Annotated in this window: 22 protein-coding genes; 14 read left to right on the top strand and 8 right to left on the bottom strand. The window is 57.5% G+C overall.

Features of this window, described 5'->3' with window-relative positions; all coding sequences use genetic code 11:
- The first annotated feature begins 21 nt into the window (after positions 1-21).
- The 4 genes from cydD (at position 22) to infA (ending at position 4,824) form a co-directional block, all read left to right on the top strand.
- A complete protein-coding gene (gene cydD / locus CWM61_RS14955) occupies positions 22-1,788 on the top strand; it encodes a heme ABC transporter permease/ATP-binding protein CydD (RefSeq protein WP_100631469.1) in 1,767 nt (588 codons plus the stop codon).
- Positions 1,789-3,510, top strand: coding sequence for a heme ABC transporter ATP-binding protein/permease CydC (gene cydC, locus CWM61_RS14950; protein WP_100631468.1), 1,722 nt, complete (start codon positions 1,789-1,791; stop codon positions 3,508-3,510).
- A gap of 39 nt (positions 3,511-3,549) precedes the next feature.
- On the top strand, positions 3,550-4,254 hold the full coding sequence (aat, locus tag CWM61_RS14945; RefSeq protein WP_074386429.1) for a leucyl/phenylalanyl-tRNA--protein transferase: 705 nt from the start codon (positions 3,550-3,552) through the stop codon (positions 4,252-4,254).
- Positions 4,255-4,605: 351 nt separating this feature from the next.
- Positions 4,606-4,824 carry a translation initiation factor IF-1 gene (gene infA, locus CWM61_RS14940; protein WP_001040187.1) on the top strand — a complete coding sequence of 73 codons (219 nt, stop codon included), beginning with the start codon at positions 4,606-4,608 and terminating at the stop codon, positions 4,822-4,824.
- 118 nt (positions 4,825-4,942) lie between these two features.
- Here infA and clpA read toward each other — a convergent pair whose 3' ends face one another.
- Positions 4,943-7,222 (bottom strand): ATP-dependent Clp protease ATP-binding subunit ClpA, encoded by a 2,280-nt coding sequence (gene clpA / locus CWM61_RS14935; protein ID WP_061155196.1) that lies wholly within the window; start codon positions 7,220-7,222, stop codon positions 4,943-4,945.
- Positions 7,223-7,252: 30 nt separating this feature from the next.
- Positions 7,253-7,570, bottom strand: coding sequence for an ATP-dependent Clp protease adapter ClpS (gene clpS, locus CWM61_RS14930; RefSeq protein ID WP_002896520.1), 318 nt, complete (start codon positions 7,568-7,570; stop codon positions 7,253-7,255).
- A gap of 325 nt (positions 7,571-7,895) precedes the next feature.
- Here clpS and cspD point away from each other — a divergent pair, with 325 nt between their 5' ends.
- Positions 7,896-8,117 (top strand): cold shock-like protein CspD, encoded by a 222-nt coding sequence (cspD, locus tag CWM61_RS14925; RefSeq protein ID WP_002896516.1) that lies wholly within the window; start codon positions 7,896-7,898, stop codon positions 8,115-8,117.
- A gap of 75 nt (positions 8,118-8,192) precedes the next feature.
- On the opposite strand, the gene macB is transcribed toward cspD, so the two are convergent.
- The 3 genes from macB to CWM61_RS14910 all read right to left on the bottom strand — a co-directional run bounded on the left by macB (position 8,193) and on the right by CWM61_RS14910 (position 13,041).
- Positions 8,193-10,133 (bottom strand): macrolide ABC transporter ATP-binding protein/permease MacB, encoded by a 1,941-nt coding sequence (macB, locus tag CWM61_RS14920; RefSeq protein WP_061155197.1) that lies wholly within the window; start codon positions 10,131-10,133, stop codon positions 8,193-8,195.
- Entirely contained in the window at positions 10,130-11,245 is a 1,116-nt protein-coding gene (macA, locus tag CWM61_RS14915) for a macrolide transporter subunit MacA (RefSeq protein WP_061155198.1), read from the bottom strand. The genes macB and macA overlap by 4 nt, the downstream gene beginning before the upstream one ends.
- 137 nt (positions 11,246-11,382) lie before the next feature.
- Positions 11,383-13,041 carry an ATP-dependent endonuclease gene (locus CWM61_RS14910; protein WP_100631467.1) on the bottom strand — a complete coding sequence of 553 codons (1,659 nt, stop codon included), beginning with the start codon at positions 13,039-13,041 and terminating at the stop codon, positions 11,383-11,385.
- A gap of 419 nt (positions 13,042-13,460) precedes the next feature.
- Here CWM61_RS14910 and aqpZ point away from each other — a divergent pair, with 419 nt between their 5' ends.
- The 4 genes from aqpZ to hcr all read left to right on the top strand — a co-directional run bounded on the left by aqpZ (position 13,461) and on the right by hcr (position 17,946).
- A complete protein-coding gene (aqpZ, locus tag CWM61_RS14905) occupies positions 13,461-14,156 on the top strand; it encodes an aquaporin Z (protein ID WP_002896434.1) in 696 nt (231 codons plus the stop codon).
- Positions 14,157-14,271: 115 nt separating this feature from the next.
- Positions 14,272-15,171 (top strand): lysine exporter LysO family protein, encoded by a 900-nt coding sequence (locus CWM61_RS14900; protein ID WP_100631466.1) that lies wholly within the window; start codon positions 14,272-14,274, stop codon positions 15,169-15,171.
- 143 nt (positions 15,172-15,314) lie between these two features.
- Positions 15,315-16,967 carry a hydroxylamine reductase gene (hcp, locus tag CWM61_RS14895; RefSeq protein WP_100631535.1) on the top strand — a complete coding sequence of 551 codons (1,653 nt, stop codon included), beginning with the start codon at positions 15,315-15,317 and terminating at the stop codon, positions 16,965-16,967.
- Positions 16,968-16,977: 10 nt separating this feature from the next.
- Positions 16,978-17,946: an NADH oxidoreductase gene (gene hcr / locus CWM61_RS14890; protein ID WP_074386432.1), complete on the top strand. Its 969-nt coding sequence runs from the start codon at positions 16,978-16,980 to the stop codon at positions 17,944-17,946.
- A 207-nt stretch (positions 17,947-18,153) separates the two neighbouring features.
- Here hcr and CWM61_RS14880 read toward each other — a convergent pair whose 3' ends face one another.
- Entirely contained in the window at positions 18,154-18,588 is a 435-nt protein-coding gene (locus CWM61_RS14880; protein ID WP_074386433.1) for a DoxX family protein, read from the bottom strand.
- A gap of 151 nt (positions 18,589-18,739) precedes the next feature.
- On the opposite strand from CWM61_RS14880, the gene poxB reads away from it, so the two are divergent.
- The 4 genes from poxB (at position 18,740) to CWM61_RS14860 (ending at position 24,052) form a co-directional block, all read left to right on the top strand.
- Positions 18,740-20,458 (top strand): ubiquinone-dependent pyruvate dehydrogenase, encoded by a 1,719-nt coding sequence (gene poxB, locus CWM61_RS14875; protein WP_100631534.1) that lies wholly within the window; start codon positions 18,740-18,742, stop codon positions 20,456-20,458.
- A gap of 38 nt (positions 20,459-20,496) precedes the next feature.
- The gene (gene ltaE, locus CWM61_RS14870) at positions 20,497-21,498 is read left to right on the top strand and encodes a low-specificity L-threonine aldolase (protein WP_100631465.1); all 1,002 of its coding nucleotides are present in this window, start codon (positions 20,497-20,499) and stop codon (positions 21,496-21,498) included.
- A 10-nt stretch (positions 21,499-21,508) separates the two neighbouring features.
- A complete protein-coding gene (locus CWM61_RS14865; RefSeq protein ID WP_100631464.1) occupies positions 21,509-22,951 on the top strand; it encodes an SDR family oxidoreductase in 1,443 nt (480 codons plus the stop codon).
- Between the two features lie 87 nt (positions 22,952-23,038).
- The gene (locus CWM61_RS14860; protein WP_008805828.1) at positions 23,039-24,052 is read left to right on the top strand and encodes an NAD-dependent epimerase/dehydratase family protein; all 1,014 of its coding nucleotides are present in this window, start codon (positions 23,039-23,041) and stop codon (positions 24,050-24,052) included.
- Here CWM61_RS14860 and CWM61_RS14855 read toward each other — a convergent pair.
- Together CWM61_RS14855 and CWM61_RS14850 are read right to left on the bottom strand one after the other, a co-directional pair.
- Positions 24,049-24,879: an N-acetylmuramoyl-L-alanine amidase gene (locus CWM61_RS14855; protein WP_100631463.1), complete on the bottom strand. Its 831-nt coding sequence runs from the start codon at positions 24,877-24,879 to the stop codon at positions 24,049-24,051. The genes CWM61_RS14860 and CWM61_RS14855 overlap by 4 nt on opposite strands.
- Positions 24,880-24,910: 31 nt before the next feature.
- Positions 24,911-26,050 (bottom strand): GGDEF domain-containing protein, encoded by a 1,140-nt coding sequence (locus CWM61_RS14850; protein WP_100631462.1) that lies wholly within the window; start codon positions 26,048-26,050, stop codon positions 24,911-24,913.
- A gap of 361 nt (positions 26,051-26,411) precedes the next feature.
- Between CWM61_RS14850 and yahO the strand changes: the two genes are divergently transcribed.
- Entirely contained in the window at positions 26,412-26,684 is a 273-nt protein-coding gene (yahO, locus tag CWM61_RS14845; protein WP_008805825.1) for a DUF1471 family periplasmic protein YahO, read from the top strand.
- Positions 26,685-26,857: the final 173 nt, after the last annotated feature.

Here is a 26,857-nt window from a genome sequence, read left to right as displayed (position 1 = left end):
ACGATACCTGCAAAGCGCGCAATGAATAAAACCCGTCAACAAGAGTTAACCCGCTGGTTAAAACAGCAAAGTATTATCTCCCGTCGCTGGTTGATGATTTCCCGCCTGCTTGGCGTGGTAAGTGGTCTGCTGATCGTGGCGCAGGCCTGGTTCCTGGCGCGGATCCTGCACCGGATGGTGATGGAAAATATTCCGGCAACCGCCCTGCTGCTGCCGCTGACGCTGCTGGTACTGGTCTTTGTGCTGCGCGCCTGGGTAGTCTGGCTGCGTGAGCGGGTCGGTTTTCAGGCCGGGCAGCATATCCGCTATGAAATTCGCCGTCAGGTTCTCGACCGCCTCCAGCAAGCGGGCCCGGCCTGGATCCAGGGCAAACCGGCCGGCAGTTGGGCAACGCTTATCCTTGAGCAGATCGATGATATGCACGATTATTATGCGCGCTACCTGCCCCAGATGACGCTGGCGGCCTGCGTACCGCTGCTGATCGTTATCACTATTTTCCCGATTAACTGGGCCGCCGCGTTGATCCTCCTCGGCACAGCCCCGCTGATCCCGCTTTTTATGGCGCTGGTTGGGATGGGCGCCGCCGATGCCAACCGGCGTAACTTCCAGGCGCTGGCCCGCCTCAGCGGCCATTTCCTCGACCGCCTGCGCGGCATGGAAACCCTGCGTATTTTTCACCGCGGTCAGGCAGAAATCGATAATATTCGCGACGCCTCGCAGGATTTTCGCCAACGCACCATGGAAGTCCTGCGTCTGGCCTTCCTCTCCTCCGGGGTGCTGGAGTTTTTCACCTCCCTCTCCATTGCGCTGGTGGCGGTCTATTTTGGCTTCTCTTACCTTGGCGAGCTGAACTTCGGCCACTATGGCGCGGGCGTCACGCTGATGGCAGGCTTCCTGACGCTGATCCTCGCGCCGGAATTTTTCCAGCCATTACGTGACCTGGGCACCTTCTACCATGCCAAAGCTCAGGCCGTGGGCGCCGCAGACAGCCTGAAAACGTTTATGGAAACCCCATTGACCCAGCTGGAGCGCGGCGAAAAAACCTTAAATGATAACGATCTGATTGGCGTGGAAGCGCGCGACCTGGTGATCAAGTCTCCGGAAGGTAAAGTCCTGGCCGGACCGCTTAACTTTTCACTGCCTGCTGGCGCACGCGTTGTGCTGGTGGGTCAGAGCGGCTCCGGGAAAAGTTCGCTGCTGAACACACTGCTCGGCTTTTTGCCCTACGAGGGCTCGCTGAAGGTCAACGGCGCAGAGCTGCGCGAACTGGACGCCGAACGCTGGCGCCGCCTGTTAAGCTGGGTGGGACAGAATCCCCAGCTACCTGCCGCTACGCTACGGGAGAATGTGCTGCTGGCGTGGCCGGAAGCCAGCGATGCCCAGCTTCGGCTGGCGCTGGATAAAGCCTGGGTCAGTGAGTTTATCGCCCTGTTGCCGGACGGGATCCATACCGCCGTGGGCGATCAGGCGGGTAGTCTGTCGGTAGGTCAGGCGCAGCGTATCGCTGTTGCTCGCGCACTGTTGGTGCCCTGCCGCCTGCTGTTGCTGGATGAACCCGCCGCCAGCCTCGACGCCCATAGCGAACAACGGGTGATGCAGGCCCTGACCCATGCCTCCACCGAGCAAACCACGCTGCTGGTTACCCACCAGCTCGAGGGACTTGCTGACTGGGATGCCGTCTGGGTCATGCAGGACGGACAGATTATCGAGCAAGGCGACTACGCCACGCTGGCCCGCGCCAGTGGGGCCTTCTCGGCGCTGCTGGCCCATCGTCGGGAGGAGATTTAAATGCGCGCACTTTTACCCTATCTGGCGCTCTATAAACGCCATAAATGGATGCTGCTGCTCGGCGTCGTGCTGGCCATCGTGACCCTGCTGGCCAGCATCGGCCTGCTGACGCTCTCCGGCTGGTTCCTCTCCGCCTCAGCGGTGGTGGGTGTCGCCGGGATCTACAGTTTTAACTATATGCTGCCTGCCGCGGGCGTCCGCGGCGCAGCGATTATCCGTACCGCCGGGCGCTACTTTGAGCGTCTGGTTAGCCATGACGCGACCTTCCGCGTGCTGCAGCACCTGCGCGTCTTCACCTTCAGCAAACTGCTGCCCCTCTCTCCGGCGGGGCTGGCGCGCTTTCGCCAGGGTGAACTGCTCAACCGTGTGGTGGCCGATGTCGATACCCTGGATCATCTCTACCTGCGGGTGATTTCACCGCTGGTCGGCGCGCTGGTGGTGATTGTGGTGGTCACCTGCGGATTAAGCCTGCTCGACGTCACTCTCGCGCTGACGCTCGGCGGTATCATGCTGGTCACTCTGCTGGTTATGCCGCCGCTGTTCTATCGCGCGGGTAAACCGGCCGGCGAGAGTATGACGCAGCTGCGCGGTCAGTATCGCCAACAGCTCACTGCCTGGCTGCAGGGCCAGGCAGAGCTGATGGTGTTTAACGCCAGCGACCGCTACCGCGCGCAAATGGAAAAGACCGAGCTCAGCTGGCAGGACGCGCAGCGCCGTCAGGCCGAGCTGACCGCGCTTTCGCAGGCGGTAATGCTGTTAATCGGCGGCATCGCCGTGGTGGCCATGCTCTGGCTGGCGTCCGCTGGCATCGGTGGTAATAGCCAGCCTGGGGCATTGATCGCGCTGTTTGTTTTCTGCGCGCTGGCGGCCTTCGAAGCCCTGGCGCCGGTGACCGGCGCTTTCCAGCATTTAGGCCAGGTAATCGCCTCCGCACGGCGGATTTCACAGATCACCGACCAGCAGCCGGAGGTCACCTTCGTCGAGAGTGAAGCCAGCGTGCCTGCGCAGGTGGCCTTAACCTTCAGGCAGGTTACCTTCCGCTATCCGCAACAGCCCTCCCCCGCCCTGGAGAATATCTCCCTGCAGATTACCGCCGGTGAGCATATCGCCATCCTTGGGCGAACCGGCTGTGGAAAGTCAACGCTGTTGCAGTTGCTCACCCGCGCCTGGGACCCGGCACAGGGAGAGATTTTGCTCAACGGCCAGCCGCTGTCCCAGCTCAGCGAAGCCAGCCTGCGTCTGGCGATGAGCGTGGTGCCGCAGCGCGTGCACCTGTTCAGCGCTACGCTGCGCGACAACCTGCTGCTGGCGGCGCCAGACGCTGACGATGCCGCGCTGTGCACAACCCTCGAGAAAGTGGGGCTGGAAAAGCTGCTGGAAGATGGCGGACTGAACAGCTGGCTGGGAGAAGGCGGACGCCAGCTATCCGGCGGCGAACTGCGCCGGCTGGCGATTGCCCGCGCACTGCTCCACGATGCGCCGCTGATGCTGCTCGATGAGCCGACAGAAGGTCTGGATGCGGCCACCGAAAGCCAGATCCTGCATCTTCTGGCGGAAGTAATGCGCGAGAAAACCGTGCTGATGGTGACGCACCGCCTGCGGGGCCTGGCGCGTTTTAATCAGATAATAGTCATGGACAACGGCCAGATAATTGAGCAAGGTAGTCACGCGGATTTGCTCGCTAAACAGGGCCGGTACTTCCAGTTTAAACAGCGTCTGTAGGCTATTATCTAATTTTTGCTGATGCGTATTGAGGTTAAAATGCGTCTGGTTCAGCTCTCCCGGCATTCTATCGCCTTCCCTTCCCCGGAAGGCGCCCTGCGTGAACCTAACGGCCTGCTGGCGCTTGGCGGCGATCTAAGCCCGGCGCGTCTGCTGATGGCCTATCAGCGCGGTATTTTCCCCTGGTTTTCTCCTGGCGACCCGATCCTCTGGTGGTCGCCCGATCCCCGGGCGGTGCTCTGGCCGGAACAGTTTCATCTCAGCCGCAGTATGAAGCGTTTTCATCAGCGTTCGCCTTATCGCGTCACGCTGAATCATGCCTTTGGCGAGGTCATTGAAGGCTGCGCCAGCGAACGTGACGAAGGGACCTGGATAACCAGCAGTATCGTTCGCGCCTATCACCAGCTACATGAGCTGGGTCATGCCCACTCCATTGAAGTCTGGCAGGGGAATACTCTGGTAGGGGGAATGTACGGCGTGGCGCAAGGGGCGCTGTTTTGCGGTGAATCGATGTTCAGCCGGGCAGAAAATGCCTCCAAAACCGCGCTGCTGGTATTCTGTCAGGCTTTTGCGCAGAGTGGTGGTAAATTAATCGACTGCCAGGTACTGAACAATCATACCGCCTCATTAGGCGCGATGGATATTCCCCGCCGCGATTATCTTGACTACCTGTCAGTATTACGCGGCTACCGCCTGCCCGAGCGATTTTGGGTGCCGCGGGTGCTATTTCCAGGCGCGCAATAAAAATGTTTTCAGCACATTTTGCGTCAGGATGGTATAATTGCGCGGTAGAGTAGCTTCTGCCTGTTGCCCCGCCGCCGTTTGGGAATAATAAGAGTCAGATAACGCCCATCGTTCTGTCACTCCCCTTTACGTTTGCGCCTGTCACGCGGCATAGCCGTGTGTGTTCCGGGCAATGCGCCAAAACTACTTCGGCGATTCATACCCGTCATATATCTGTTGCCGGTGTGCTGACTGTGCGCTTTCCGGCAAGGTGAATTATTCAGGGTAGATACGTAAAACTTTACTTACATGATGAACTTCGGCATTATCTTGCCGGTTCAAAACTACGGTAGTGATACCCCAGAGGACTAGATGGCCAAAGAAGACAATATTGAAATGCAGGGCACCGTACTTGAAACGTTGCCTAACACTATGTTCCGCGTAGAACTGGAAAACGGTCACGTGGTAACTGCGCATATTTCCGGTAAAATGCGTAAAAACTACATCCGCATTCTGACGGGCGACAAAGTGACTGTTGAGCTGACCCCGTACGACCTGAGCAAAGGCCGCATTGTCTTCCGTAGTCGCTGATTGTTTTCGCCCCTAAGGCGTCAGATGCTGAAGGCCGGGATAATTCCCGGTCTTTTCATTTCTGCCACCGGCAAAAAAAAACCGGCCCAGGGCCGGTTTTTACGTTGAAGACATCGCGTTAGTGGGCGGCTTCCGGTTTGTGCTTTTGCGCGCTCTGGAAATCGTAGATCAACGCATTCTTCGCGCTGTCCAGAGACACCGTCACCTGGCCACCATCGACCAGCGAGCCGAACAGCAGCTCGTTCGCCAGCGGCTTTTTCAGGTTGTCCTGAATGACGCGTCCCATTGGACGAGCGCCCATCGCCCGGTCGTAGCCTTTCTCCGCCAGCCAGTCGCGCGCTTCCTGACTGACTTCCAGGGAGACGCCTTTCTGGTCCAGCTGGACCTGCAGCTCAACGATAAACTTGTCGACAACCTGATGGATCACCGTGGTAGAGAGATGATCGAACCAGATAATGTTGTCGAGGCGGTTGCGAAACTCCGGCGTAAAGATCTTCTTGATCTCATCCATTGCATCCGGACTGTTGTCCTGCTGAATAAGGCCAATCGATTTACGCTCAGTTTCCCGCACCCCGGCGTTCGTGGTCATCACCAGCACCACGTTGCGGAAGTCCGCTTTACGCCCGTTGTTATCAGTCAGCGTACCGTTATCCATCACCTGCAGCAGCAGGTTGAACACATCCGGATGCGCTTTTTCGATCTCATCAAGCAGCAGCACCGCGTGCGGATGTTTAATCACCGCATCGGTCAGCAGCCCACCCTGATCGAAGCCAACGTAACCCGGAGGCGCCCCGATTAAGCGGCTGACGGTATGACGTTCCATATATTCGGACATGTCAAAACGCAGCAGCTCAATACCCAGCGCCTTCGCCAGCTGCACGGTCACTTCGGTTTTCCCGACCCCGGTAGGCCCGGCGAACAGGAATGACCCAACCGGCTTGTGCTCATGGCCCAGCCCGGCGCGCGCCATTTTGATGGCTTCGGTCAGCGCCTCAATGGCTTTATCCTGACCAAAGACCAGCATTTTCAGACGGTCGCCAAGGTTTTTCAGCGTATCGCGATCGCTCTGGGAGACACTCTTCTCAGGGATCCGCGCAATACGCGCCACCACTGACTCGATATCCGCCACATTGACCGTTTTCTTACGCTTGCTGACCGGCATTAAGCGCGCCCGCGCGCCCGCTTCGTCAATGACGTCAATCGCCTTATCCGGCAGATGACGATCGTTAATGTATTTTACCGCCAGCTCAACCGCCGCACGCACCGCTTTGGCGGTATAACGCACGTCATGGTGCGCTTCGTACTTCGGCTTCAGGCCATTAATAATCTGCACCGTCTCTTCCACCGACGGCTCGGTGATATCAATTTTCTGGAAACGACGGGCCAGCGCACGATCTTTCTCAAAGATGTTGCTGAACTCCTGGTAGGTGGTGGAGCCGATCACCCGGATCTTGCCGCTGGAAAGCAGCGGTTTGATCAGGTTAGCCGCATCGACCTGGCCGCCAGAAGCCGCCCCCGCACCGATAATGGTGTGGATTTCATCAATAAACAGGATGCTGTTGGTATCCTGCTCCAGCTGTTTGAGCAACGCTTTGAAGCGTTTTTCAAAATCGCCACGATATTTGGTCCCTGCCAGCAAAGAGCCAATGTCGAGCGAGTAGATGGTGCAGTCGGCCATCACTTCCGGCACATCGCCCTGCACAATGCGCCAGGCAAGGCCTTCGGCGATCGCGGTTTTACCGACGCCGGATTCCCCCACCAGCAGTGGGTTATTTTTACGGCGACGGCACAGGACCTGAATCGCGCGCTCCAGCTCTTTTTCACGGCCGATCAAGGGATCAATGCCGCCGACGCGAGCAAGCTGATTGAGGTTGGTGGTGAAGTTTTCCATACGTTCCTCCCCGCCGGCTTGCTCTTCATTGCCAGGCTGGCTTCCGCTGTTATCGGAAGACTGGCTCGGCTCGTCTTTGCGTGTACCATGAGAAATGAAGTTCACCACATCGAGTCGGCTGACTTCATGTTTACGCAGCAGGTAAGCGGCCTGCGACTCCTGCTCGCTGAAAATGGCCACCAGCACGTTGGCGCCGGTCACTTCGCTGCGGCCAGAAGATTGCACGTGGAAGACGGCGCGCTGCAGCACACGCTGGAAGCTCAGCGTCGGCTGGGTGTCGCGCTCTTCTTCCGTGGCTGGCAGGACGGGTGTGGTTTGTTCGATGAAGGCTTCAAGTTCCTGACGCAATGCCACCAGGTCCACTGAACACGCTTCCAGGGCCTCACGGGCCGAGGGGTTGCTTAGCAGAGCCAGCAGCAAGTGCTCGACGGTCATAAACTCATGACGGTGCTCGCGCGCTCTGGCGAAAGCCATATTTAAACTGAGTTCCAGTTCTTGATTGAGCATAGGCACCTCCCCCAATTTTCATGCCTGTATTCAGGCTTTTTCCAGCGTACACAGCAATGGATGCTCGTTCTCCCTCGCGTACTGATTCACCATAGCGACTTTGGTCTCCGCAACTTCCGCGGTAAACACGCCACAAATCGCCTTACCTTCATAGTGAACCGTGAGCATCAGTTGCGTTGCACGTTCAACATCATAAGAAAAGAATTTTTGTAACACGTCAATAACAAACTCCATTGGAGTGTAGTCATCATTGACCAATATCACTTTATACATAGATGGCGGTTTAATCGCATCACGAACTTCGTCGTCAACCAGGTGCTCGAAGTCCAGCCAATCTCTCTTACTCATCGTCAGTGTTCATCATCGGTTGCTGTTGCCAACAGGCGGAGGCCTGTCGATGACCAGAGGTTATGCTCATCACAAATCTACAACAGATCATAGATAACTATCATCTATCGCTTCTATCCGCGACGGCTGTCACATTCCCCGGCAATAGCGTTAACTGCTTCAAATTTTGACGCATTTTTCGCCTTTCCCCCTCCTCAATCGCTTGACGCGTTTTCGTATTTCTCTAAATTGTAGTGGCGAGAGTTGGCGAGCAATTGAACAACTCGTCACTCCACCACCGGTTCATTCCATCTTACTTATAAAGATTTACGAAGGATGTCGAAGTATGGAAATGGGTACTGTTAAGTGGTTCAACAATGCCAAAGGGTTCGGTTTTATCTGCCCTGAGGGCGGCGGCGAAGACATTTTCGCCCATTACTCCACCATCCAGATGGATGGTTACAGAACGCTAAAAGCCGGACAAGCCGTTCGGTTTGATGTTCACCAGGGGCCAAAAGGCAACCACGCCAGCGTGATCGTCCCTGTGGAAGCGGAAACGGCTGCATAACTCTTTTGCTTCATTGTGTACATCCTGCTAATAAAATGCCAGTCCTTCTGACTGGCATTTTTATTTCTATTCTTTCTACTCGCGTGCCAGCGCATCCACCGGATCGAGCCGTGCCGCGTTGCGCGCAGGCAGCCAACCAAACAGCACCCCGGTCAACGTCGAACAGAGAAAAGCCGTCACCAGCGCCAGCGGGGAAAAACCGATCTCCCAGCCGGGCAGAAACAGCTGCAGAATAAACGCGATCATCAGCGACAACGTGACCCCCAGCGCACCACCGACCAGGCAAACCAGCACCGCTTCGATGAGAAACTGCTGCAGTACATCGCTGGCCCGCGCGCCAACCGCCATGCGGATGCCGATTTCCCGCGTCCGTTCGGTCACCGACACCAGCATGATATTCATTACGCCAATACCGCCAACCACCAGGGCGATCACCGCTACCAATGTCAGGAACAGCTGTAAGGTATGTGTGGTCCTTTCTGCGGTTTTCAAGATGCTATCCATATTCCAGGTGAATACATCTTTTTTTCCATGCCGCAGCTCCAGCAGCCGCAGCAGCTGTTTCTCTGCGGTTTCACTGTCATAACCTTCATGAACGCGTACCGTAATGGAGTTCAGCCACGACTGGCCCATCACTCTTCCTGCCATGGTGGTGTAAGGCAACCAGACGCGGAGAATTTTACTGCTGCCAAACATTGACTGTTTTTCATCCGCGACGCCGATCACCGTGGCCGGCATATTACCCACCAGAATCACCTCGCCCACCACTTTCGCTTTATTGGGAAACAGCTGGCGACGGGTATTGCTGTCGAGCACCACCACCTGCGCCCGACTATTGAGCTGCAGTTCATTAAAGGTATTGCCTTCGCTGAAGGTCATGCCGTAAACATTAAAGTACTGCGGCCCGACCCCTTCCGCGCTGGCGGCAACGTCAATATTGTTGGCGCGCAGGCGCAGGCTTTTCGATACCGCCGGCGTGGCGGAACGCACCCATGGCTGTTTCTGGATCGCCAGCAAATCGTCATATTTCAGCGCCTGCTGATAACGCGGGTCGTCATCGCCAAAATCCTTTCCGGGATAGACATCGATGGTATTGGTGCCGATGGCGCGAATATCCGCCAGCACCATCTGCTTGGCGGCATCACCGACCACCACGATTGATACCACCGACGCAATACCGATAATAATGCCGAGCATGGTCAGCAGGGTGCGCATTTTATTCGCCGCCATCGCTCGCCACGCCATCACCAGCGCTTCGCGAAAGCCACTGGTAAACTGACGCCACGCCGAGGGTTCCGCCTGCTGACGGGCGCGCAGCCCACCGCCCTGGCGGCTGCCGGGTGGATTGCGGACGATCTCGCCATCGCGGATCTCGATGATCCGCTCCGCCTGGGCTGCGACCTGCGGATCGTGGGTGACAATGATGACCGTATGGCCCTGAGCTTTGAGCTGATGCAGGATCGCCATCACCTCTTCGCCAGAATGGCTGTCCAGCGCACCGGTCGGTTCATCCGCCAGAATCACTTCCCCACCGTTCATCAGCGCACGGGCGATACTCACCCGCTGCTGCTGGCCGCCGGACAGTTGCGACGGCTGATAGTCAGCCCGATCGCCCAGCCCCAGACGCACCAGCAGATCATGGGCGCGCGCCAGGCGTGCCCGCCGCTCACTGCCGGCATACACCGCGGGCACTTCAACGTTCTGCGCGGCGGTAAGATGCGACAGCAAGTGGTAGCGTTGAAAGATAAAACCAAAGTGTTCCCGCCGCAGCCGGGCCAGCGCATCGCCATTCAGCTGCGCGATATCGGTTCCCGCCACCCGGTAGGTGCCGCTGGTCGGTTTGTCGAGACAGCCGAGAATATTCATCAGCGTCGATTTACCCGAGCCGGAGGCACCCACGATCGCCACCATCTCCCCCGCATTGATGCTGAGGGTGATCCCCTTCAGTACCTCAACGCTGCCGTCGCCGGAAGGGTAGCTGCGACGAATATCACGCAGCTCAAGCAGCGCCGTCATTTTGCCGCCCCGCTCGCGCTCTCGCCGACGATCACTTCATCTCCCTCATCCAGCCCCTGCACCACCGCGACGTCGGTATCGTTGCGGGCGCCAATGGCAACCTCACGCTCTTTTACCTCGCCGGTGCGCAACAGCCGGACGTGATAGCGGTTATCACCCACCGCGTCACCCAGGGCGCTCAGCGGGATGGTAATCACGTTTTTCACCTCGGCCAGTTGGATATGCACCTGCGCGGTCATGTCGAGACGCAGGATCCCCTGCGGATTCGGCACCTCGAAGCGGGCATAGTAGAAGATGGCGTCATTGACTTTTTCCGGCGTCGGCAGAATGTCTTTCAGCGTGCCTTCATAGCGAGTCAGCGGATCCCCCAGCACAGTAAACCACGCCTTTTGCCCCGGTCTGAGGTGGATGACATCCGCTTCAGAGACCTGCGCTTTGACCAGCATGGTGCTGAGATCCGCCAGCGTCAGAATGTTCGGCGCCTGCTGGGCGGCGATCACCGTCTGTCCCTGCAGGGTGGTAATTTGCGTCACTTCGCCAGCCATCGGCGCCAGGATCCGCGTGTAGTCGAGGTTGGTCTTCGCCGTGTCGAGCGTCGCCTGGTTACGCTTGATTTGCGCTTCAATGGTACCGATTTGCGCTTGTTTCACCGCCAGGTCGGTGGCTGCGGTATCAAGGTCCTGTCGCGAGACCAGCTGGCGCTGCGCCAGCTGCTGCTGACGGGCCAGAGTCACCTGCGCCAGTTTGCTCTCCGCGCGCGCCTGATTGAGCTGGGCACGCAGTTCCATCAGCGTCGCTTCAACCTCTTTAATTTGGTTTTGCGCCTGCTCCGGATCGATAACCCCCAGCAACTGGTCCTTTTTGACCTTATCGCCGATGTTGACGTGCAGCGTTTTCAACTGCCCGCTGACCTGGGCGCCGACGTCAACTTTCCGCAGGGCATCCAGCTTACCGGTGGCCAGCACGCTCTGCTGGAGGTCACCTTTGCGCACCACCAGCGTCTGGTAGTGCGGCAGCGGCGCATTCAGGATCCGCCATCCCCAGACGGCCAGACCCAGCACAACGATCGCTAACAACCACCAGATTGTCCTGCGTTTTCCCTTCACTTTCATCATCCGATTCCTGCTGTTTCCCTGCCGCTCCAGACGGTGATTCTATCCAAACCCGTCGGCAACAGAACACCCATTTTTAACGTCGCTTACGTTTTGTTTAGCTACCGGAGAGCTTTACGCCAGCCCTACGCCGCAGGTTAATCTGCGCGACCACGAGCCAGCCACAGTACCCGCGAGAACATTTTCTTCAGCAGCGTCGGCACCGCGTCCACCCCGCGTCGGCCAGCCTCCATCGCCACCTCAATCGCCAAATCGGGCTTGGATGAACGATGGATGGCCTTGGTGATCACCCGCCGCATGTTCATGGGGACATTATCCGGGATCTGCGCCACCCGGTGATAAACGTCATCAAATCCCTGACGATACATAAAGTGTTCCATATCCATCGCTGGCAGGCTCGTCAGATGGTCGCGCTCCAGCTCGCGATCGTTATTCAGCAGACCGAGCACGGTGGCGGCATATTTTTTCCCTGCCTCATCGCCATCCACCAGTACGTGCCACTGGATCCCCATCCGGCGGGCAAATTTGATCAGGGGTTTAAGGCCAGACTGGGCAAATTCGATCACCTTCACCCCCTCGGCATCAAAATGATGACCACACTGGCGGGCCAGTTCGTTGATAACCCAGGTCTCCGTCTCCCCCTCCACCAGCAGCCAACAGCGGGCGAAGAGCGATGAGGCGCGGTTGAAGCGAATATGAAAGGCGATACGCCGGCTATCTTCGGCATTCATTCCGCCGGGTCCCAGCCGCCATGCCGACACCCTCGACGACTCACGAACCAGTCGACAGACCTGCTCCACCGGCGTCAGGGACAACAGCTCCCCGGAGTTGGTGGTGGTCACGCGCTGCAGCGGCAGTAAATTCAGCAGATGCCAGGCGACGGAGAGCATAATCGGATGCAGACGCGTCTCCGGATCTTCAATCAGCAACAGCGGCCGCGCATCGCGATCGAGGCGCACCGTCCCTTTCGCCTGTAGCAGGGTGGAAAACAGCCCCAGCAGGATCACCCGATGGCTGCGCCCGCCGGGTTTGTCGATCATCCGGTTGATAATATCCAGGTAACGCCAGCTGCGCTGCTCATCATGGGAGCGCCGCCGCATCAGACGATGTCGCGTCTGGGCGCTGCTTTGCTCGGCAAAGTAATGCTCCAGCAGCTGCACCATGGCCGACAACCCCTCGCGGATCTGACCGTCCGATAAATTTTGCGGATGACTGACCAGTTCCCGGGAGAGAAAATCCAGCTGGCGGGCGGTGATCTCTATCTGCGGCGAATGCGGTACCGTTCCGTTATGGATGCGCCGCATAAAGCGCGCGTCGCGCAGGCGCAGCACCGGCATCAGACGCACCAGGTGTCTGGCCAGATCATCAATATCCTCAACCGCCAGCGCTTCGCCTTCGCCATCGATAAAGCTCCGCAGGGTCATCACAGTGTCGTCATCGGCGAGCTCGCCTTCCAGGCGGTAGAACACCCGATGATAACCATCGTCACAAGGTACCCAGCAGCGCTGAAGCGGACGAAAACGCCGGACCCGATGGCGGCCCGGTTCGCTTTCGCGGAAGGTCAGGATAATATGCAAATGGTGCTCGCGCCCCTGGATGTCACCCGGGGGAAACCAGAAGTCATCGCGGACAAAGTGATAAAGATCGAACTCAGGGGACAAAAGCAGGGTTAGTGCATCAAGCAGACTGGACTTCCCCCACGCGTTCTCCCCGATCAGGACGTTATTTTGCTCCAGCATCAACGACAAACGATTGATACCGCGAAAACCGACGATTTCTACGCGCTCAAGAAGCATATCCCCTCCGCTAAACCACCACTCTCCTTCAGTAATCAACAGTATAGCGAGGGCAGCGGCAAGATGACACTCTGCTTAATCGCATCGGCGCATCATATTCAGCAGATTAAATATATTCATAAAATTACTCACTTATCGCCTATTAACGGCTGTTGATTATTCATCAAACAAAATAGTTTTATTTCAGGCGTTATGTTCTACACTATTGATAATCTTCCACGGATAAAGGAAAGGCTAAACTGGCAAAAGGAATCCACTCACCTTGCCCTAAATCAAATAACATCAATATATTTAACTGGCTCTGGGATGGCGGTTATCTCTAGAATAACGCCGCTTTATTTTTATCGTCATCCCTTATCACGATAAATAAAGACCGGCACGGTCCGCTCGTGCGCGTATACATTTTAATTGAGGTGGTTATGTTCAGAAAATTAGCAGCCGAATGCTTCGGCACCTTCTGGCTTGTATTTGGTGGCTGCGGTAGCGCCGTGCTTGCCGCAGCATTCCCTGAGCTCGGCATTGGTTTTGCCGGCGTCGCGTTGGCATTTGGCTTAACAGTATTAACCATGGCGTTTGCGGTTGGCCATATTTCCGGGGGGCATTTCAACCCGGCAGTGACCTTGGGTCTGTGGGCCGGCGGCCGTTTCCCGGCGAAAGAGGTCATTGGCTATATTATCGCTCAGGTGGTCGGCGGCATTATTGCCGCGGCGGTGCTGTACGTGGTGGCCAGCGGTAAAGCCGGCTTTGATGCCGCCGCCAGCGGCTTTGCCTCCAATGGCTATGGCGAACACTCCCCGGGCGGTTTCTCCATGCTGTCGGCTATCGTCATTGAAATTGTCCTGACCTGCGGCTTCCTGCTGGTAATCCATGGCGCGACCGATAAACACGCACCGGCGGGCTTTGCGCCGATCGCTATCGGCCTGGCGCTGACCCTCATCCATTTGATCAGCATTCCGGTCACCAACACCTCGGTCAACCCGGCGCGCAGCACCGCGGTAGCGATTTTCCAGGGCGGCTGGGCGCTACAGCAGCTGTGGCTGTTCTGGGTCATGCCGATCGTCGGCGGGATCCTCGGCGGCGTGCTGTATCGCACCCTGCTGGAAAAACGCGATTAATCCTTTGTAAAGCCCGGGTTTCCGGGCTTTTTCTTTCTGGTGACAGCTTTACTCGGCCCGGTGATTTGGGTAGTGTCATGGGCGCTATTCTCATTATGCAAGGGCTGCATCGTTCATGTTCTCGGGACTCTTCATCATTCTGTTGCCGCTGGTTGTCGGCTATCTGGTGCCACTTCGTCAACCCTCCGCGCTAAAACTGATTAACCGGATGCTCAGCTGGATTGTCTATGTCATCATTTTTTTTATGGGGATCAGCCTGGCGTTCCTCGACAATCTGGCCAGCAACCTGCTGGCCATATTGCATTACGCCGCGGTGAGCGTGGTCATCATTTTACTGTGTAATATTGCCGCCCTGCTGTGGCTGGAAAGTAAAATGCCATGGCGCAGCCAGCATCGGCAGGAGAAATTACCCTCGCGCCTGGCCATGGCCCTGGAATCGCTGCAGCTGTGCGGCGTGGTCGTGCTCGGTTTTCTGCTCGGCCTGACCGGCCTGTCTTTTTTACAGCACGCGACCGAAGCCAGCGAATATACGCTGATCTTTCTCCTGTTCCTCGTCGGTATTCAATTACGCAATAATGGAATGAGTCTGCGACAAATAGTCCTTAACCGTCGGGGAATGATCGTCGCCGTGGTGGTTATGGCCAGTTCATTACTCGGCGGGATACTTAACGCCTTTATTCTCGGTCTGCCGTTAAAGACCGGTCTGGCGATGGCGAGCGGTTTCGGCTGGTACTCGCTCTCCGGTATTTTACTCACCGAATCCTTTGGCCCGGTGATCGGCAGCGCGGCGTTCTTTAACGATCTGTGTCGCGAGCTGCTGGCTATTATGTTAATTCCAGGCCTTGTTCGCCGCAGCCGCTCCACAGCGCTGGGGCTGTGCGGCGCCACCTCGATGGACTTCACCTTACCGGTGCTCCAGCGTTCCGGCGGAGTCGAGATCGTCCCTGCCGCCATCGTGCACGGTTTTCTGCTTAGCCTGCTGGTCCCGATCCTGATCGCCTTTTTTACCGCCTGAGTACGCGCTGGCGGCAGACTTCCTGCCGCCAAATTTGCGCTAAATCAATCTCCCTTTAAGTTGTATCAGAAATGCCTTTTCACCTTGTGCCATGCGGCATAATCTTAAACATGTATATTAAATATAACTTTAAAGGTGTGACCATGTTTTGTGTGCAATGTGAACAAACCATTCGTACCCCAGCCGGCAACGGCTGCTCTTACGCGCAGGGGATGTGCGGTAAAACAGCGGAAACCTCCGATCTGCAGGATCTGCTGATTGCATCACTGCAAGGCCTGTCCGCCTGGGCGCTCAAGGCCCGCGAATATGGCATTATCGATCATGAGGTCGACAGCTTTGCCCCCCGCGCCTTCTTCTCCACCCTGACCAACGTCAACTTCGATTCTCCGCGTATCGTCGGCTATGCCCGTCAGGCGATTGCCCTGCGTGAGGCGCTGAAAGCACAGTGCCTGAATCTCGACGCCAGCGCCGCGGTTGATAACCCGGTAGCCGATCTACACCTGGTCAGCGACGATCTGGGTGACCTGCAGCGTCAGGCGGCAGACTATGCCCCAAATAAAGATAAAGCCGCCATCGGCGAGAATATCCTCGGCCTGCGCCTGCTGTGCCTGTACGGTCTGAAAGGCGCGGCGGCCTATATGGAGCACGCCCATGTACTCGGCCAGTACGACAACGCGATTTATGCCCAGTACCATAAAATCATGGCATGGCTGGGAACCTGGCCTGCGGATATGAACGCGCTGCTCGAATGTTCGATGGAGATCGGCCAGATGAACTTCCAGGTGATGAGCATCCTTGACGCCGGTGAAACCACCAAATACGGCCACCCGACGCCGACTCAGGTCAACGTTAAAGCCACCGAAGGGAAGTGCATCCTGATCTCCGGCCACGACCTGAAAGATCTCTACAACCTGCTGGAGCAGACGGAAGGCACCGGCGTCAACGTCTATACCCACGGCGAAATGCTGCCGGCACACGGCTATCCGGAGCTGCGTAAATTCAAACATCTGATCGGCAACTACGGCAGCGGCTGGCAGAACCAGCAGGTGGAATTCGCCCGCTTCCCAGGCCCTATCGTGATGACCTCGAACTGCATCATCGACCCCACCGTCGGCGCCTACGACGATCGTATCTGGACCCGCAGCATCGTCGGCTGGCCGGGCGTGAACCATCTGGAAGGCGAAGACTTCTCCCCGGTTATCACCCAGGCGCAGCAGATGGCGGGCTTCCCGTACAGCGAAATCCCGCATCTGATCACCGTCGGCTTTGGCCGTCAGACGCTGCTTGGCGCAGCGGATACGCTAATCGATCTGGTCAGCCGTGAAAAACTGCGCCACATCTTCCTCGTCGGCGGCTGCGATGGCGCCCGCGGCGAACGTAACTACTTCACTGATTTCGCCACCAGTGTGCCGGACGACTGCCTGATCCTGACGCTGGCCTGCGGTAAATATCGCTTCAACAAGCTGGACTTCGGTGATATCGAAGGCCTGCCGCGTCTGGTCGACGCCGGTCAGTGCAACGATGCCTACTCGGCAATTATTCTGGCAGTGACGCTGGCGGAAAAACTGGGCTGCGGCGTTAACGATCTACCGCTGTCGCTGGTGCTCTCCTGGTTTGAACAAAAAGCGATCGTCATTCTGCTGACGCTACTGTCGCTGGGGGTGAAAAACATCGTCACCGGCCCGACAGCGCCTGGCTTCTTCACTCCGGATCTGCTGGCGGTCCTCAATGAGAAGTTTGGTCTGCGTTCGGTGACCACCGTAGAACAAGATATGCAGCAGCTGCTGAGCGCATAAGGAGTCCCTGATGACCATGCCAACCTCCCAGTGCCCGTGGCGGATGCAGGTTCACCACATTCACCAGGAAACCCCGGACGTGTGGACCCTTTCGCTGCTGTGCCACGATTACTATCCGTACCGCGCCGGCCAGTACGCCCTGGTCAGCGTGCATAACTCGGCGGAAACACTGCGCGCCTATACCCTTTCCTCCACGCCGGGGGTCAGCGAGTACATTACGCTGACCGTTCGCCGTATTGACGAGGGCGCGGGTTCGCAATGGTTGACCCGCGAAGTCAAACGCGGCGATTACCTTTGGCTGTCCGATGCGATGGGCGAGTTTACCTGCGACGATAAAGCGGAAGATAAATTCCTGCTGCTGGCCGCCGGCTGCGGCGTAACGCCAATAATGTCGATGCGCCGCTGGCTGGCGAAGTATCGACCGCAGGCCGACGTGCAGGTGATCTATAACGTGCGTTCGCCGGAGGATGTGATCTTTGCCGAGGAGTGGCGCCAGTATCCAGTCACCCTGGTGGCGGAGCATCATGCCACTCATGGCTTTGTCGCCGGCCGTCTGACCCGGGAGCTGCTGCAGAGCGTGCCGGATTTAGCCAGCCGCACCGTGATGACCTGCGGCCCGGCGCCTTATATGGAGAAGGTCGAGCAGGATGTTGCCGCTCTGGGCGTCACCCGCTTCTTTAAGGAGAAGTTCTTCACCCCAGTGGCGGAGGCCGCGACCAGTGGCCTGAAATTTACCAAACTGCAGCCAGCGCGCGAGTTTTACGCGCCGGTGGGCACCACACTGCTTGATGCGCTTGAGAGTAATAAGGTGCCGGTGACCGTCGCCTGCCGCGCCGGCGTCTGCGGTTGCTGTAAAACGAAAGTGGTTTCCGGGAAGTACAGCGTCACCAGCACCATGACGCTCACTGACGCCGAAATCGCCGACGGCTATGTGCTGGCCTGCTCCTGCCATCCGCAGAGCGATCTGGTGCTGGCCTGAGGTCAAAATCCCCGGTGGCGCTACCGCTTACCGGGGCTACAGCGCTGTGCGATTGGATAGCCCGGAGAAGGCGCAATGCGCCGCCTCCGGGAAAATCCCTGGCGACAATAAACGCTCAGGCGACATGAGATAAACGCTTTCTCGGACTGAAAAAGTTGCAAACCGACAACAGTATCGACTTTACGCCCCAGGACGAATGAGGCATTTTTACCGCCAGGCCGACTGACCGGCCAGCGAATAACGCCCCGCGCCGAGTAGCGCAATAGCCAGCGCGCCAACAAAGAAATAGACCAGGTTCTCGATCGCCCACGCCCCCACCGCATCAAGCGCAAACGTCTTGCCGAGACCGACCATCAGCCACGCCACCACCATGGTGAACGCCAGCACCAGCGCCGCCGGACGGGTCAGGACGCCGAGAATTAACAAGCAAGGAGCGACCACTTCCCCCACCAGCACACCGTAGGCGATAAACCCCGGCAACCCCTTCGCCACCAGCATGCCGCTGATCCCGCCCACGCCGTCCAGCAGCTTGTGCAGACCGTGAAACAGCATTAACCCGCCGACGGCGAGTCGTAACAAGAGTTTACCGGCGTCTTCATGCGACAGCGTTTTATTTACTGCGTTTAACATTCCCTTAACCATATGATGTGCTTCCTGTTTTACACCCTGTGTGGTCCCAGAGTATGCACAATTTTTCAGCAATAAAACCAGCAAAAAATAAGGGGCAATCAGCAACGTAACCTGCAGTTTCATCTAAGCTTGAAGGCGTTATCACAAAAAGGAGATGGAGATCATGAAACAAACCGTGGCCGCATACATTGCCAAAACGCTGGAACAGGCTGGCGTGAAACGTATCTGGGGCGTCACCGGAGATTCCCTCAATGGATTGAGCGATAGTCTGAACCGCATGGGCACCATTGACTGGATGCCCACCCGGCACGAAGAGGTCGCTGCTTTCGCCGCTGGCGCCGAGGCGCAACTGACCGGCGAACTGGCGGTCTGCGCCGGCTCCTGCGGGCCGGGCAACCTGCATCTGATTAACGGTCTGTTTGACTGTCATCGTAACCATGTGCCGGTGCTGGCCATTGCCGCCCACATCCCCTCCAGCGAAATCGGCAGCGGCTATTTTCAGGAGACCCATCCTCAGGAACTGTTCCGCGAATGCAGCCACTACTGCGAGCTGGTCTCCACCCCGGAACAAATGCCGCAGGTGCTGGCCATCGCCATGCGTAAAGCGGTGATTAACCGCGGCGTCTCGGTGGTGGTGCTGCCCGGCGACGTGGCGCTGAAGGCCGCCCCGGAGAGCGCCAGCAGCCACTGGTATCATGCGCCGTTGCCAACGGTCACTCCGGCGGAAGAAGAACTGCGCAAGCTGGCGCAGCTTATTCGCTACTCCAGCAATATCGCGCTCATGTGCGGCAGCGGCTGCGCCGGCGCTCACCAGGAGCTGGTGGAGTTCGCGGCCAAAATTAAAGCCCCCATCGTCCACGCCCTGCGCGGCAAAGAGCACGTGGAGTACGACAATCCGTACGATGTCGGCATGACCGGGCTGATTGGCTTCTCCTCTGGCTTCCACACCATGATGAATGCCGATACCCTGATCCTGCTGGGCACCCAGTTCCCCTATCGCGCCTTCTATCCAACCGACGCCAAAATTATTCAGATCGACATCAACCCCGGCAGCATCGGCGCGCACAGTAAGGTCGATATGGCGCTGGTGGGCGATATTAAATCGACCTTGAAAGCGCTACTGCCGCTGCTGGAAGAGAAGACCGATCGCCACTTCCTGGATAAGGCGCTGGAGCACTATCGCGACGCGCGAAAAGGCCTCGACGATCTGGCTAAACCCAGTGATAAAGCCATTCACCCGCAGTATCTGGCGCAGCAGATCAGTCATTTTGCCGATGAAGACGCCATTTTCACCTGCGATGTCGGTACCCCGACCGTCTGGGCAGCACGCTACCTCAAAATGAACGGCAAACGTCGTCTGCTGGGCTCGTTCAACCACGGCTCAATGGCCAACGCCATGCCGCAGGCCATCGGCGTCCAGGCCACTGCGCCGGAGCGGCAGGTAGTGGCCATGTGCGGCGACGGCGGGTTCAGCATGCTGATGGGCGATTTTCTGTCGCTGGCGCAGATGAAGCTGCCGGTGAAAATTGTCATCTTTAACAACAGCGTGCTGGGCTTCGTGGCGATGGAGATGAAGGCTGGGGGCTATCTCACCGACGGTACGGAGCTCCACGATACCAACTTCGCCCGCATCGCCGAGGCCTGCGGTATCAAAGGTATACGCGTTGAAAAAGCCTCCGAGGTGGATGAAGCGCTACAGACCGCTTTTCGCACCGACGGCCCGGTGCTGGTCGATGTCGTCGTCGCTAAAGAGGAACTGGCGATCCCGCCGCAGATCAAGCTGGAACAAGCGAAAGGTTTTAGCCTGTATATGCTGCGGGCGATCATCAGCGGGCGCGGCGATGAAGTCATCGAACTGGCGAAAACCAACTGGCTCAGGTAAAACAGAAGCCATACTCTGAACCAGAACAAGGAAAAGCCGTGATCGATCTGCGCAGTGATACCGTTACCCGCCCCGGGCGTGCCATGCTGGAAGCCATGATGGCCGCCCCGGTCGGGGACGATGTGTATGGCGACGACCCTACCGTCAATGAACTTCAGCGCTATGCCGCCGATCTCGCCGGCAAAGAGGCGGCGCTGTTTCTGCCCACCGGCACCCAGGCCAACCTCGTTGGTCTGCTCAGCCACTGCCAGCGCGGCGAAGAGTATATCGTCGGCCAGGGGGCACATAACTATCTGTACGAAGCCGGCGGCGCGGCGGTACTCGGCAGTATTCAGCCACAGCCGATTGACGCCGCAGCGGATGGTTCGCTGCCGCTGGAGAAAGTGGCGGCGAAAATCAAACCCGACGATATTCATTTCGCCCCCACCCGTCTGCTCAGCCTGGAAAATACCCATAACGGTAAGGTGCTGCCGCGCGACTATTTGCAGGAAGCCTGGGCATTTACCCGCCAGCGCGACCTGGCGCTGCACGTCGACGGCGCGCGCATCTTTAACGCCGTGGTGGCCTACGGCTGCGAACTGCGTGATATCGCCCAGTACTGCGACTCCTTCACCATCTGCCTGTCAAAGGGGCTTGGCGCTCCGGTAGGCTCGCTGCTGCTCGGCAGCGAGGCGTACATTCGCCGTGCCGTCCGCTGGCGGAAAATGGTCGGCGGCGGCATGCGCCAGGCGGGCATTCTGGCTGCTGCCGGGCTGTACGCGCTGAAAAATAACGTGCAGCGCTTGCAGGAGGATCATGACAACGCCGCGTGGATGGCGGAGCAGCTGCGCGCCATCGGCGCCGACGTCACCCGCCACGATACCAACATGCTGTTTGTGCGCGTCGGCGAAGCGCAGGCCCCGGCGCTCGGCGAGTTTATGCAGTCGCGCGGCGTGTTGATCAACGCCTCGCCAATCGTCCGTTTGGTCACTCACCTGGATGTCAATCGTCAGCAGCTGAGCGAGGTGGTCGCTCACTGGCAGGCTTTTTTACAGCGCTAAGGAGTCAGGCGTGTCGCAATCTGTTCTGGTGCTCGGCGCCAGCGGCTATATTGGCCAGCATTTGGTGCGCGAGTTAAGCGCGCGGGGTTATTCAGTGCTGGCGGCGGCACGCCATATCGACCGACTGCAAAAGCTCGATTTGCCCGGCGTCACCTGTCGGTCAGTCGATCTTAATCAGCCGCAGGCTCTGCCTGCACTGCTCGCCGGCATCGATACCCTTTATTATCTGGTCCACGGCATGGGCGAAGGCGGCGATTTTATCGCCCATGAGCGGCGGGTGGCCACGCATGTGCGCGATGCCCTGCGTCAGTCGTCAGTGCGCCAGGTGATATTCCTCAGTTCGCTGCAGGCCCCGGTGCAGGAACAATCTGACCATCTGCGCGCCCGTCAGGTAACCGGCGATGTCCTGCGAGAGTCGGGTGTACCCGTGACCGAACTGCGGGCCGGGATTATCGTCGGCGCCGGCTCTGCCGCCTTCGAGGTGATGCGCGACATGGTTTATAACCTGCCAGTGCTCACACCCCCGCGCTGGGTACGCTCGCGTACCACCCCTGTCGCGCTGGAAAACCTGCTCGTTGACCTGGTTGAGCTGCTGAACCATCCGTCCCGCGAACACCGCGTCTTTGAAGCCGCCGGTCCGGAGGTCTTAAGCTATCAGCAGCAGTTCATTCGCTTTATGGCCGTCAGCGGCAAACATCGCCCTCTCATTCCCATCCCCTTGCCGACGCGCTGGATCTCGGTGTGGTTTCTTAACGTTATCACCTCGGTCCCGCCAACCATCGCCAAGGCGCTGATCCAGGGGCTGAAGCACGATCTGATTGCCGACGACCGCGCCCTGCGCGCGCTGATCCCGCAAACGCTGATCCCCTTCGATCAGGCAGTCCGCCTCACGCTGAAAGACGAAGAGCGGCTGGTAAACTCCAGCGACTGGGGCTACGACGCGCAGGCCTTCGCCCGCTGGCGCCCGGAGTACGGCTACTTTCCGAAGCAGGCTGGCTGTACCGTGACCACCCAGGCGAGCCGCAAGGCGCTGTGGCAAGTCGTTAACCAAATCGGCGGTAAAGAGGGATATTTTTTCGGCAATATCCTGTGGAAAACCCGCGGTGCGATGGACCTGCTGGTCGGCCACCGCTTAGCTAAAGGGCGGCCACAGCGCGACTATTTGCAAACCGGCGATACGGTCGACAGCTGGAAGGTGATTATCGTGGAGGAAGAAAAACAGCTAACCTTATTATTCGGCATGAAAGCGCCGGGCCTGGGCCGGTTAAGCTTTACGATTAACGATAAAGGCGAGCGTCGTGAACTGGACGTGCGCGCCTGGTGGCACCCGCACGGTATGCCCGGACTGGTCTACTGGCTGCTGATGATCCCGGCGCATCTGTTTATTTTCCGCGGTATGGCGCAACGCATCGCCCGGCTGGCCGAACAAATCTCAGGCATAGACGAAGGATAAGTATTATTCTTTCATGATTCTCATTGCATAGTCGGGAGAATCACGGAAAAATGCGCACGAAATTCTTTTCTGGGACAGTTGAGTGATATGAAGGTACTGGTTACCGGTGCGACCAGCGGATTAGGCCGCAACGCAGTGGAATATCTGCGCAATAAGGGCATCAGCGTGCGAGCCACCGGGCGCAACGAAGCGATGGGTAAGCTTCTGAGCAAAATGGGGGCGGAATTCATCCCGGCAGATTTAACCGAGCTGGTCTCTTCGCAGGCTAAAGTGATGCTCGCCGGTATCGATACCCTGTGGCACTGCTCGAGTTTTACATCGCCCTGGGGCACCCAGCAGGCTTTCGATCTCGCTAACGTCCGCGCCACCCGTCGCCTGGGCGAATGGTCTGTAGCATGGGGGGTACGCAATTTCGTCCATATCTCTTCGCCATCGCTCTATTTCGATTATCACCACCATCGCGATATCCAGGAAGATTTCCGCCCGCACCGCTTCGCCAACGAGTTTGCCCGCAGCAAAGCGGCCAGCGAGGAGGTGATCAACCTGCTGGCGCAGGCCAACCCGCATACCCGTTTTACTATTCTGCGCCCGCAGAGCCTGTTCGGGCCGCACGACAAAGTCTTTATTCCCCGGCTGGCGCAAATGATGCAGCATTATGGCAGCGTCCTGTTGCCGCGGGGCGGCAGCGCGCTGGTCGACATGACCTATTATGAAAACGCCGTGCATGCGATGTGGCTGGCGAGCCAGTCGGCCTGCGATCATCTTCCTTCCGCCCGCGCGTGGAATATCAGCAACGGCGAACCGCGCACCTTGCGAAGCATCGTGCAGAAACTGATCGACGAGCTGGGCATCAAGTGCCGGATCCGCTCAGTTCCCTACCCGATGCTGGATATTATTGCCCGCAGCATGGAACGTTTTGGTGATAAAACAGCCAAAGAGCCCGCCTTTACCCACTACGGCGTTTCCAAACTTAACTTTGATTTTACGCTCGACATCACCCGCGCGCAGGATGAACTGGGCTATCAGCCGGTGGTGACGCTTGACGACGGCATTGTGCGTACCGCCGCCTGGCTACGCGACCACGGTAAACTTCACCGCTAACCCTGGCCATATTTTTCTAACAGCGCCTCGGCTATCGCTTCAGTTTGCGCATCCGCTACGCCATCCCAGCGCTGCGGACGGAAGTGCATCTGGAAGGCGATAATCACCCGCTTCTTCTGCGCGGGGGTCATCTCCGGCGTCACCTGATAGCCGTAGCGCGCCAGTAAATCCAGCACCACCTCTGGGTCAACGGGATCGCTGGCCGGCCGTCCGTTCAGATAAAAGGCCACTCGCTGCTCGTCAGGCCAGGCGCCAATCCCCTGCTGCGCCAGCTGTTGCCAGGGAAACAGCGGCCCCGGATCGTCTTTACGCTGCGGCGCGATATCGGCATGGGCCACCACGTTCTGCGGCGCGATGTGGTAGCGGGTGATAATATCGCGCGCCAGCGGGATCAGGGCCGCTATCTGTTCCGGATGGAAGGGGGTAAAGCTTTTGACGCCCGCCGTCTTCTGCCAGCCGCGGTTCTCCAGCTCAATGCCGATGGACGTATCATTGATACGCGTACTGCCGCGCCAGTAGCTCACCCCGGCGTGCCAGGCTAAATCCTCTTCCGGCACCAACTGCCAGATCCGCGGTTTATGATGATAACGCGGCGGCTGCTCGGGGATTAAATAGTGGGAGCTGACCTCTTTATCGGTCAACGTCGCCAGAGAAACATCAAAATTGTCTGCCGTATAGTGGATCACCAGCACTTTTATTCGCGGATAGGCCGCCTGCGCCGGATAGCGAGTGTCCAGCTGGTATCCATCGCGATCGATAATTCCCTTTTCCCCGGCACAGCCGGTTAGCAGCAGCGCCAGCAGGGCGATCCGCGCAATCCGTTTCATCCCTTCTCCCTCGCCCGGCAGTGGAGCCGGGTTAATAAGACCATTGATTACGTCCTTTATTTTTAGCCTGGTACAACGCACTGTCCGCCCGGGCGATGAGCGCCTCCACCGGGACCGTACCATCGGAAGCCACGATCCCCATACTGACGGTCACTACCTCCGCCACTGCTGAGGCTTCATGCGGTAGGGCCGCGTCGTGGATTTTCTGCTGAATGCGCTCGGCAATGGCGGTGGCGTGCGCTAAGGAAACCCCGGGCAGCGCCACCACAAACTCCTCGCCGCCGTAGCGGGCCACCAGATCGTCCTCAGCCCGCACCGCCATTTTAAGCACCTGCGCGACAGACAATAAGCAGTCATCGCCGGCCTGATGACCGTAATGGTCGTTATAGCGCTTAAAGTAATCAACATCGATCATCATCAGCGCTAACGGCGCTTTTTGCTCCCAGAGCTGCGCCAGAAAAGCATTCAGTGCCCGGCGGTTGGCCGTTCCGGTTAAGGCATCCTGGTTGGCGATACTTTCCAGCCGATGGATAAGCTGCATATTTTCCTGATGCGTATCCCAGGCTTCGTCATACCAGCGCTGCAGAATACGCCGCCCATAAAGCAAAATCGCCGTAAAAATAGCCCACAAGGTCAAAAATCGTACTTCAGCGTCATAGTGAATCTGCACCCCTGCCAGCAAGGCGGTCACCCACATCGGTAGCATAAAGGCGATAATTCCGGGCCAGTGGTGATACAGCGCGGTGAGGCCGGTGGTCATTAAAATCACCAGCAGTGGCCAGGCGAAGGGCAAGGTCCAGAAAAAGATAAAACAGTAATTACTCAGGGACCAGCACAGGCTGAGCGCCAGCAGCAGCCCGGTAATAACATTCAGCGTATATCGCCCCTGCGCCAGCCGTGGCGTGACGGCGATGACCGCTAAAATAGTCGAAATAATAATGACCGCAATCAGCGCCACTTCAATATAAGGAATAACCGCCTGGTGCGTCAGTAACTTCTGATCAAAATAAGTGAAGATGAAATTACGGAAGAAAATCATTAACGCGAAAGCGATGTTGACGAAGGCCAGCCAGGGCATACTCATCGACAGCGCATGTCTCTGGACATTATCTCGGGTGGCCCACAACGCGGCTCGCTGCTCCCGCGTACTCTCTCGCTTATTCGTTAACATCTTGTCTCCCTGGTGACCTGCATGACCATGGGCGTAGCCCCTGCTCTTCTTTATGATAAACCATGTTCCCGGGAATGTCTGTCAGCGCCCCGCCCCCTTCTCCTGCCGGCGCCTCAGCTAATTTTCAGCTAACAACAGTGGAAAAAGGTCTGGCGCCGCCCCTATGTTCATCCGGCAAAAAAAAGCAAGAATTATCAATGAGAACCACGTCATCTTTTGTTTAAAAAATAGTTACCTAAACGTCATAAAATTGCAGTATGGCACTTGAAAAAAAAACGGCGTTAGTACAATCTGAAACCGCTCATTGGTCAGTTAAAACAAGAGCATGATGATAGCAAAATAAACAATGGAGTTTAAAAATATGAAATATGCAGCTTTAGTGGCAGGTGCAGCATTGTTTTTAACGGCGAACGCCTTCTCCGCTGAGATTTTAACGAAAGAAGCCTTTAATAAGGTCCATACGCAATATACCAAAATCGGCACCATTTCCTCTACTGGCCAGACTGCGCCGAGCGATGCCCGAGAAGAACTGATTAAAAAGGCCGATGAAAAAGGCGCGGACGTTATCGTGCTCTCCTCCGGTAATACCGATAAAAAACTGCACGTCTCCGCTAACATCTATAAGAAGAAGTAATTAATCTTATATCTCAAGAAACATTATCATATTGCCGGGTAATGTTTCTTGTTTGCTCAAAAAGTCTGTTTATTTTTAAACGACGCCTGGTCTTTCCTGCCTTAATATCACTCTGTGATGCTCATTGTCGATTTCCTGCCCTAAGGCCGTAGTCACATCAAGGTCTTAGCTCT

The sequence above is a fragment of the Klebsiella sp. K-Nf6 genome, from assembly GCF_002806655.1.
Classification (GTDB): domain Bacteria; phylum Pseudomonadota; class Gammaproteobacteria; order Enterobacterales; family Enterobacteriaceae; genus Klebsiella; species Klebsiella variicola.
This window is presented reverse-complemented; position numbering and strand designations above follow the sequence as displayed.

Bases quoted from the DNA above. Each gene is read 5' to 3' on its own strand.
- CWM61_RS14880 (WP_074386433.1), bottom strand. From the start codon at position 18,588: ATGGTTAAGGGAATGTTAAACGCAGTAAATAAAACGCTGTCGCATGAA.
- cspD (WP_002896516.1), top strand. From the start codon at position 7,896: ATGGAAATGGGTACTGTTAAGTGGTTCAACAATGCCAAAGGGTTCGGT.
- CWM61_RS14910 (WP_100631467.1), bottom strand. From the start codon at position 13,041: ATGCTTCTTGAGCGCGTAGAAATCGTCGGTTTTCGCGGTATCAATCGT.
- clpA (WP_061155196.1), bottom strand. From the start codon at position 7,222: ATGCTCAATCAAGAACTGGAACTCAGTTTAAATATGGCTTTCGCCAGA.
- macB (WP_061155197.1), bottom strand. From the start codon at position 10,133: ATGACGGCGCTGCTTGAGCTGCGTGATATTCGTCGCAGCTACCCTTCC.
- aat (WP_074386429.1), top strand. From the start codon at position 3,550: ATGCGTCTGGTTCAGCTCTCCCGGCATTCTATCGCCTTCCCTTCCCCG.
- yahO (WP_008805825.1), top strand. From the start codon at position 26,412: ATGAAATATGCAGCTTTAGTGGCAGGTGCAGCATTGTTTTTAACGGCG.
- cydC (WP_100631468.1), top strand. From the start codon at position 1,789: ATGCGCGCACTTTTACCCTATCTGGCGCTCTATAAACGCCATAAATGG.
- infA (WP_001040187.1), top strand. From the start codon at position 4,606: ATGGCCAAAGAAGACAATATTGAAATGCAGGGCACCGTACTTGAAACG.
- cydD (WP_100631469.1), top strand. From the start codon at position 22: ATGAATAAAACCCGTCAACAAGAGTTAACCCGCTGGTTAAAACAGCAA.
- aqpZ (WP_002896434.1), top strand. From the start codon at position 13,461: ATGTTCAGAAAATTAGCAGCCGAATGCTTCGGCACCTTCTGGCTTGTA.
- hcp (WP_100631535.1), top strand. From the start codon at position 15,315: ATGTTTTGTGTGCAATGTGAACAAACCATTCGTACCCCAGCCGGCAAC.
- macA (WP_061155198.1), bottom strand. From the start codon at position 11,245: ATGAAAGTGAAGGGAAAACGCAGGACAATCTGGTGGTTGTTAGCGATC.
- hcr (WP_074386432.1), top strand. From the start codon at position 16,978: ATGACCATGCCAACCTCCCAGTGCCCGTGGCGGATGCAGGTTCACCAC.
- CWM61_RS14860 (WP_008805828.1), top strand. From the start codon at position 23,039: ATGAAGGTACTGGTTACCGGTGCGACCAGCGGATTAGGCCGCAACGCA.
- CWM61_RS14855 (WP_100631463.1), bottom strand. From the start codon at position 24,879: ATGAAACGGATTGCGCGGATCGCCCTGCTGGCGCTGCTGCTAACCGGC.
- poxB (WP_100631534.1), top strand. From the start codon at position 18,740: ATGAAACAAACCGTGGCCGCATACATTGCCAAAACGCTGGAACAGGCT.
- clpS (WP_002896520.1), bottom strand. From the start codon at position 7,570: ATGAGTAAGAGAGATTGGCTGGACTTCGAGCACCTGGTTGACGACGAA.
- CWM61_RS14850 (WP_100631462.1), bottom strand. From the start codon at position 26,050: ATGTTAACGAATAAGCGAGAGAGTACGCGGGAGCAGCGAGCCGCGTTG.
- CWM61_RS14900 (WP_100631466.1), top strand. From the start codon at position 14,272: ATGTTCTCGGGACTCTTCATCATTCTGTTGCCGCTGGTTGTCGGCTAT.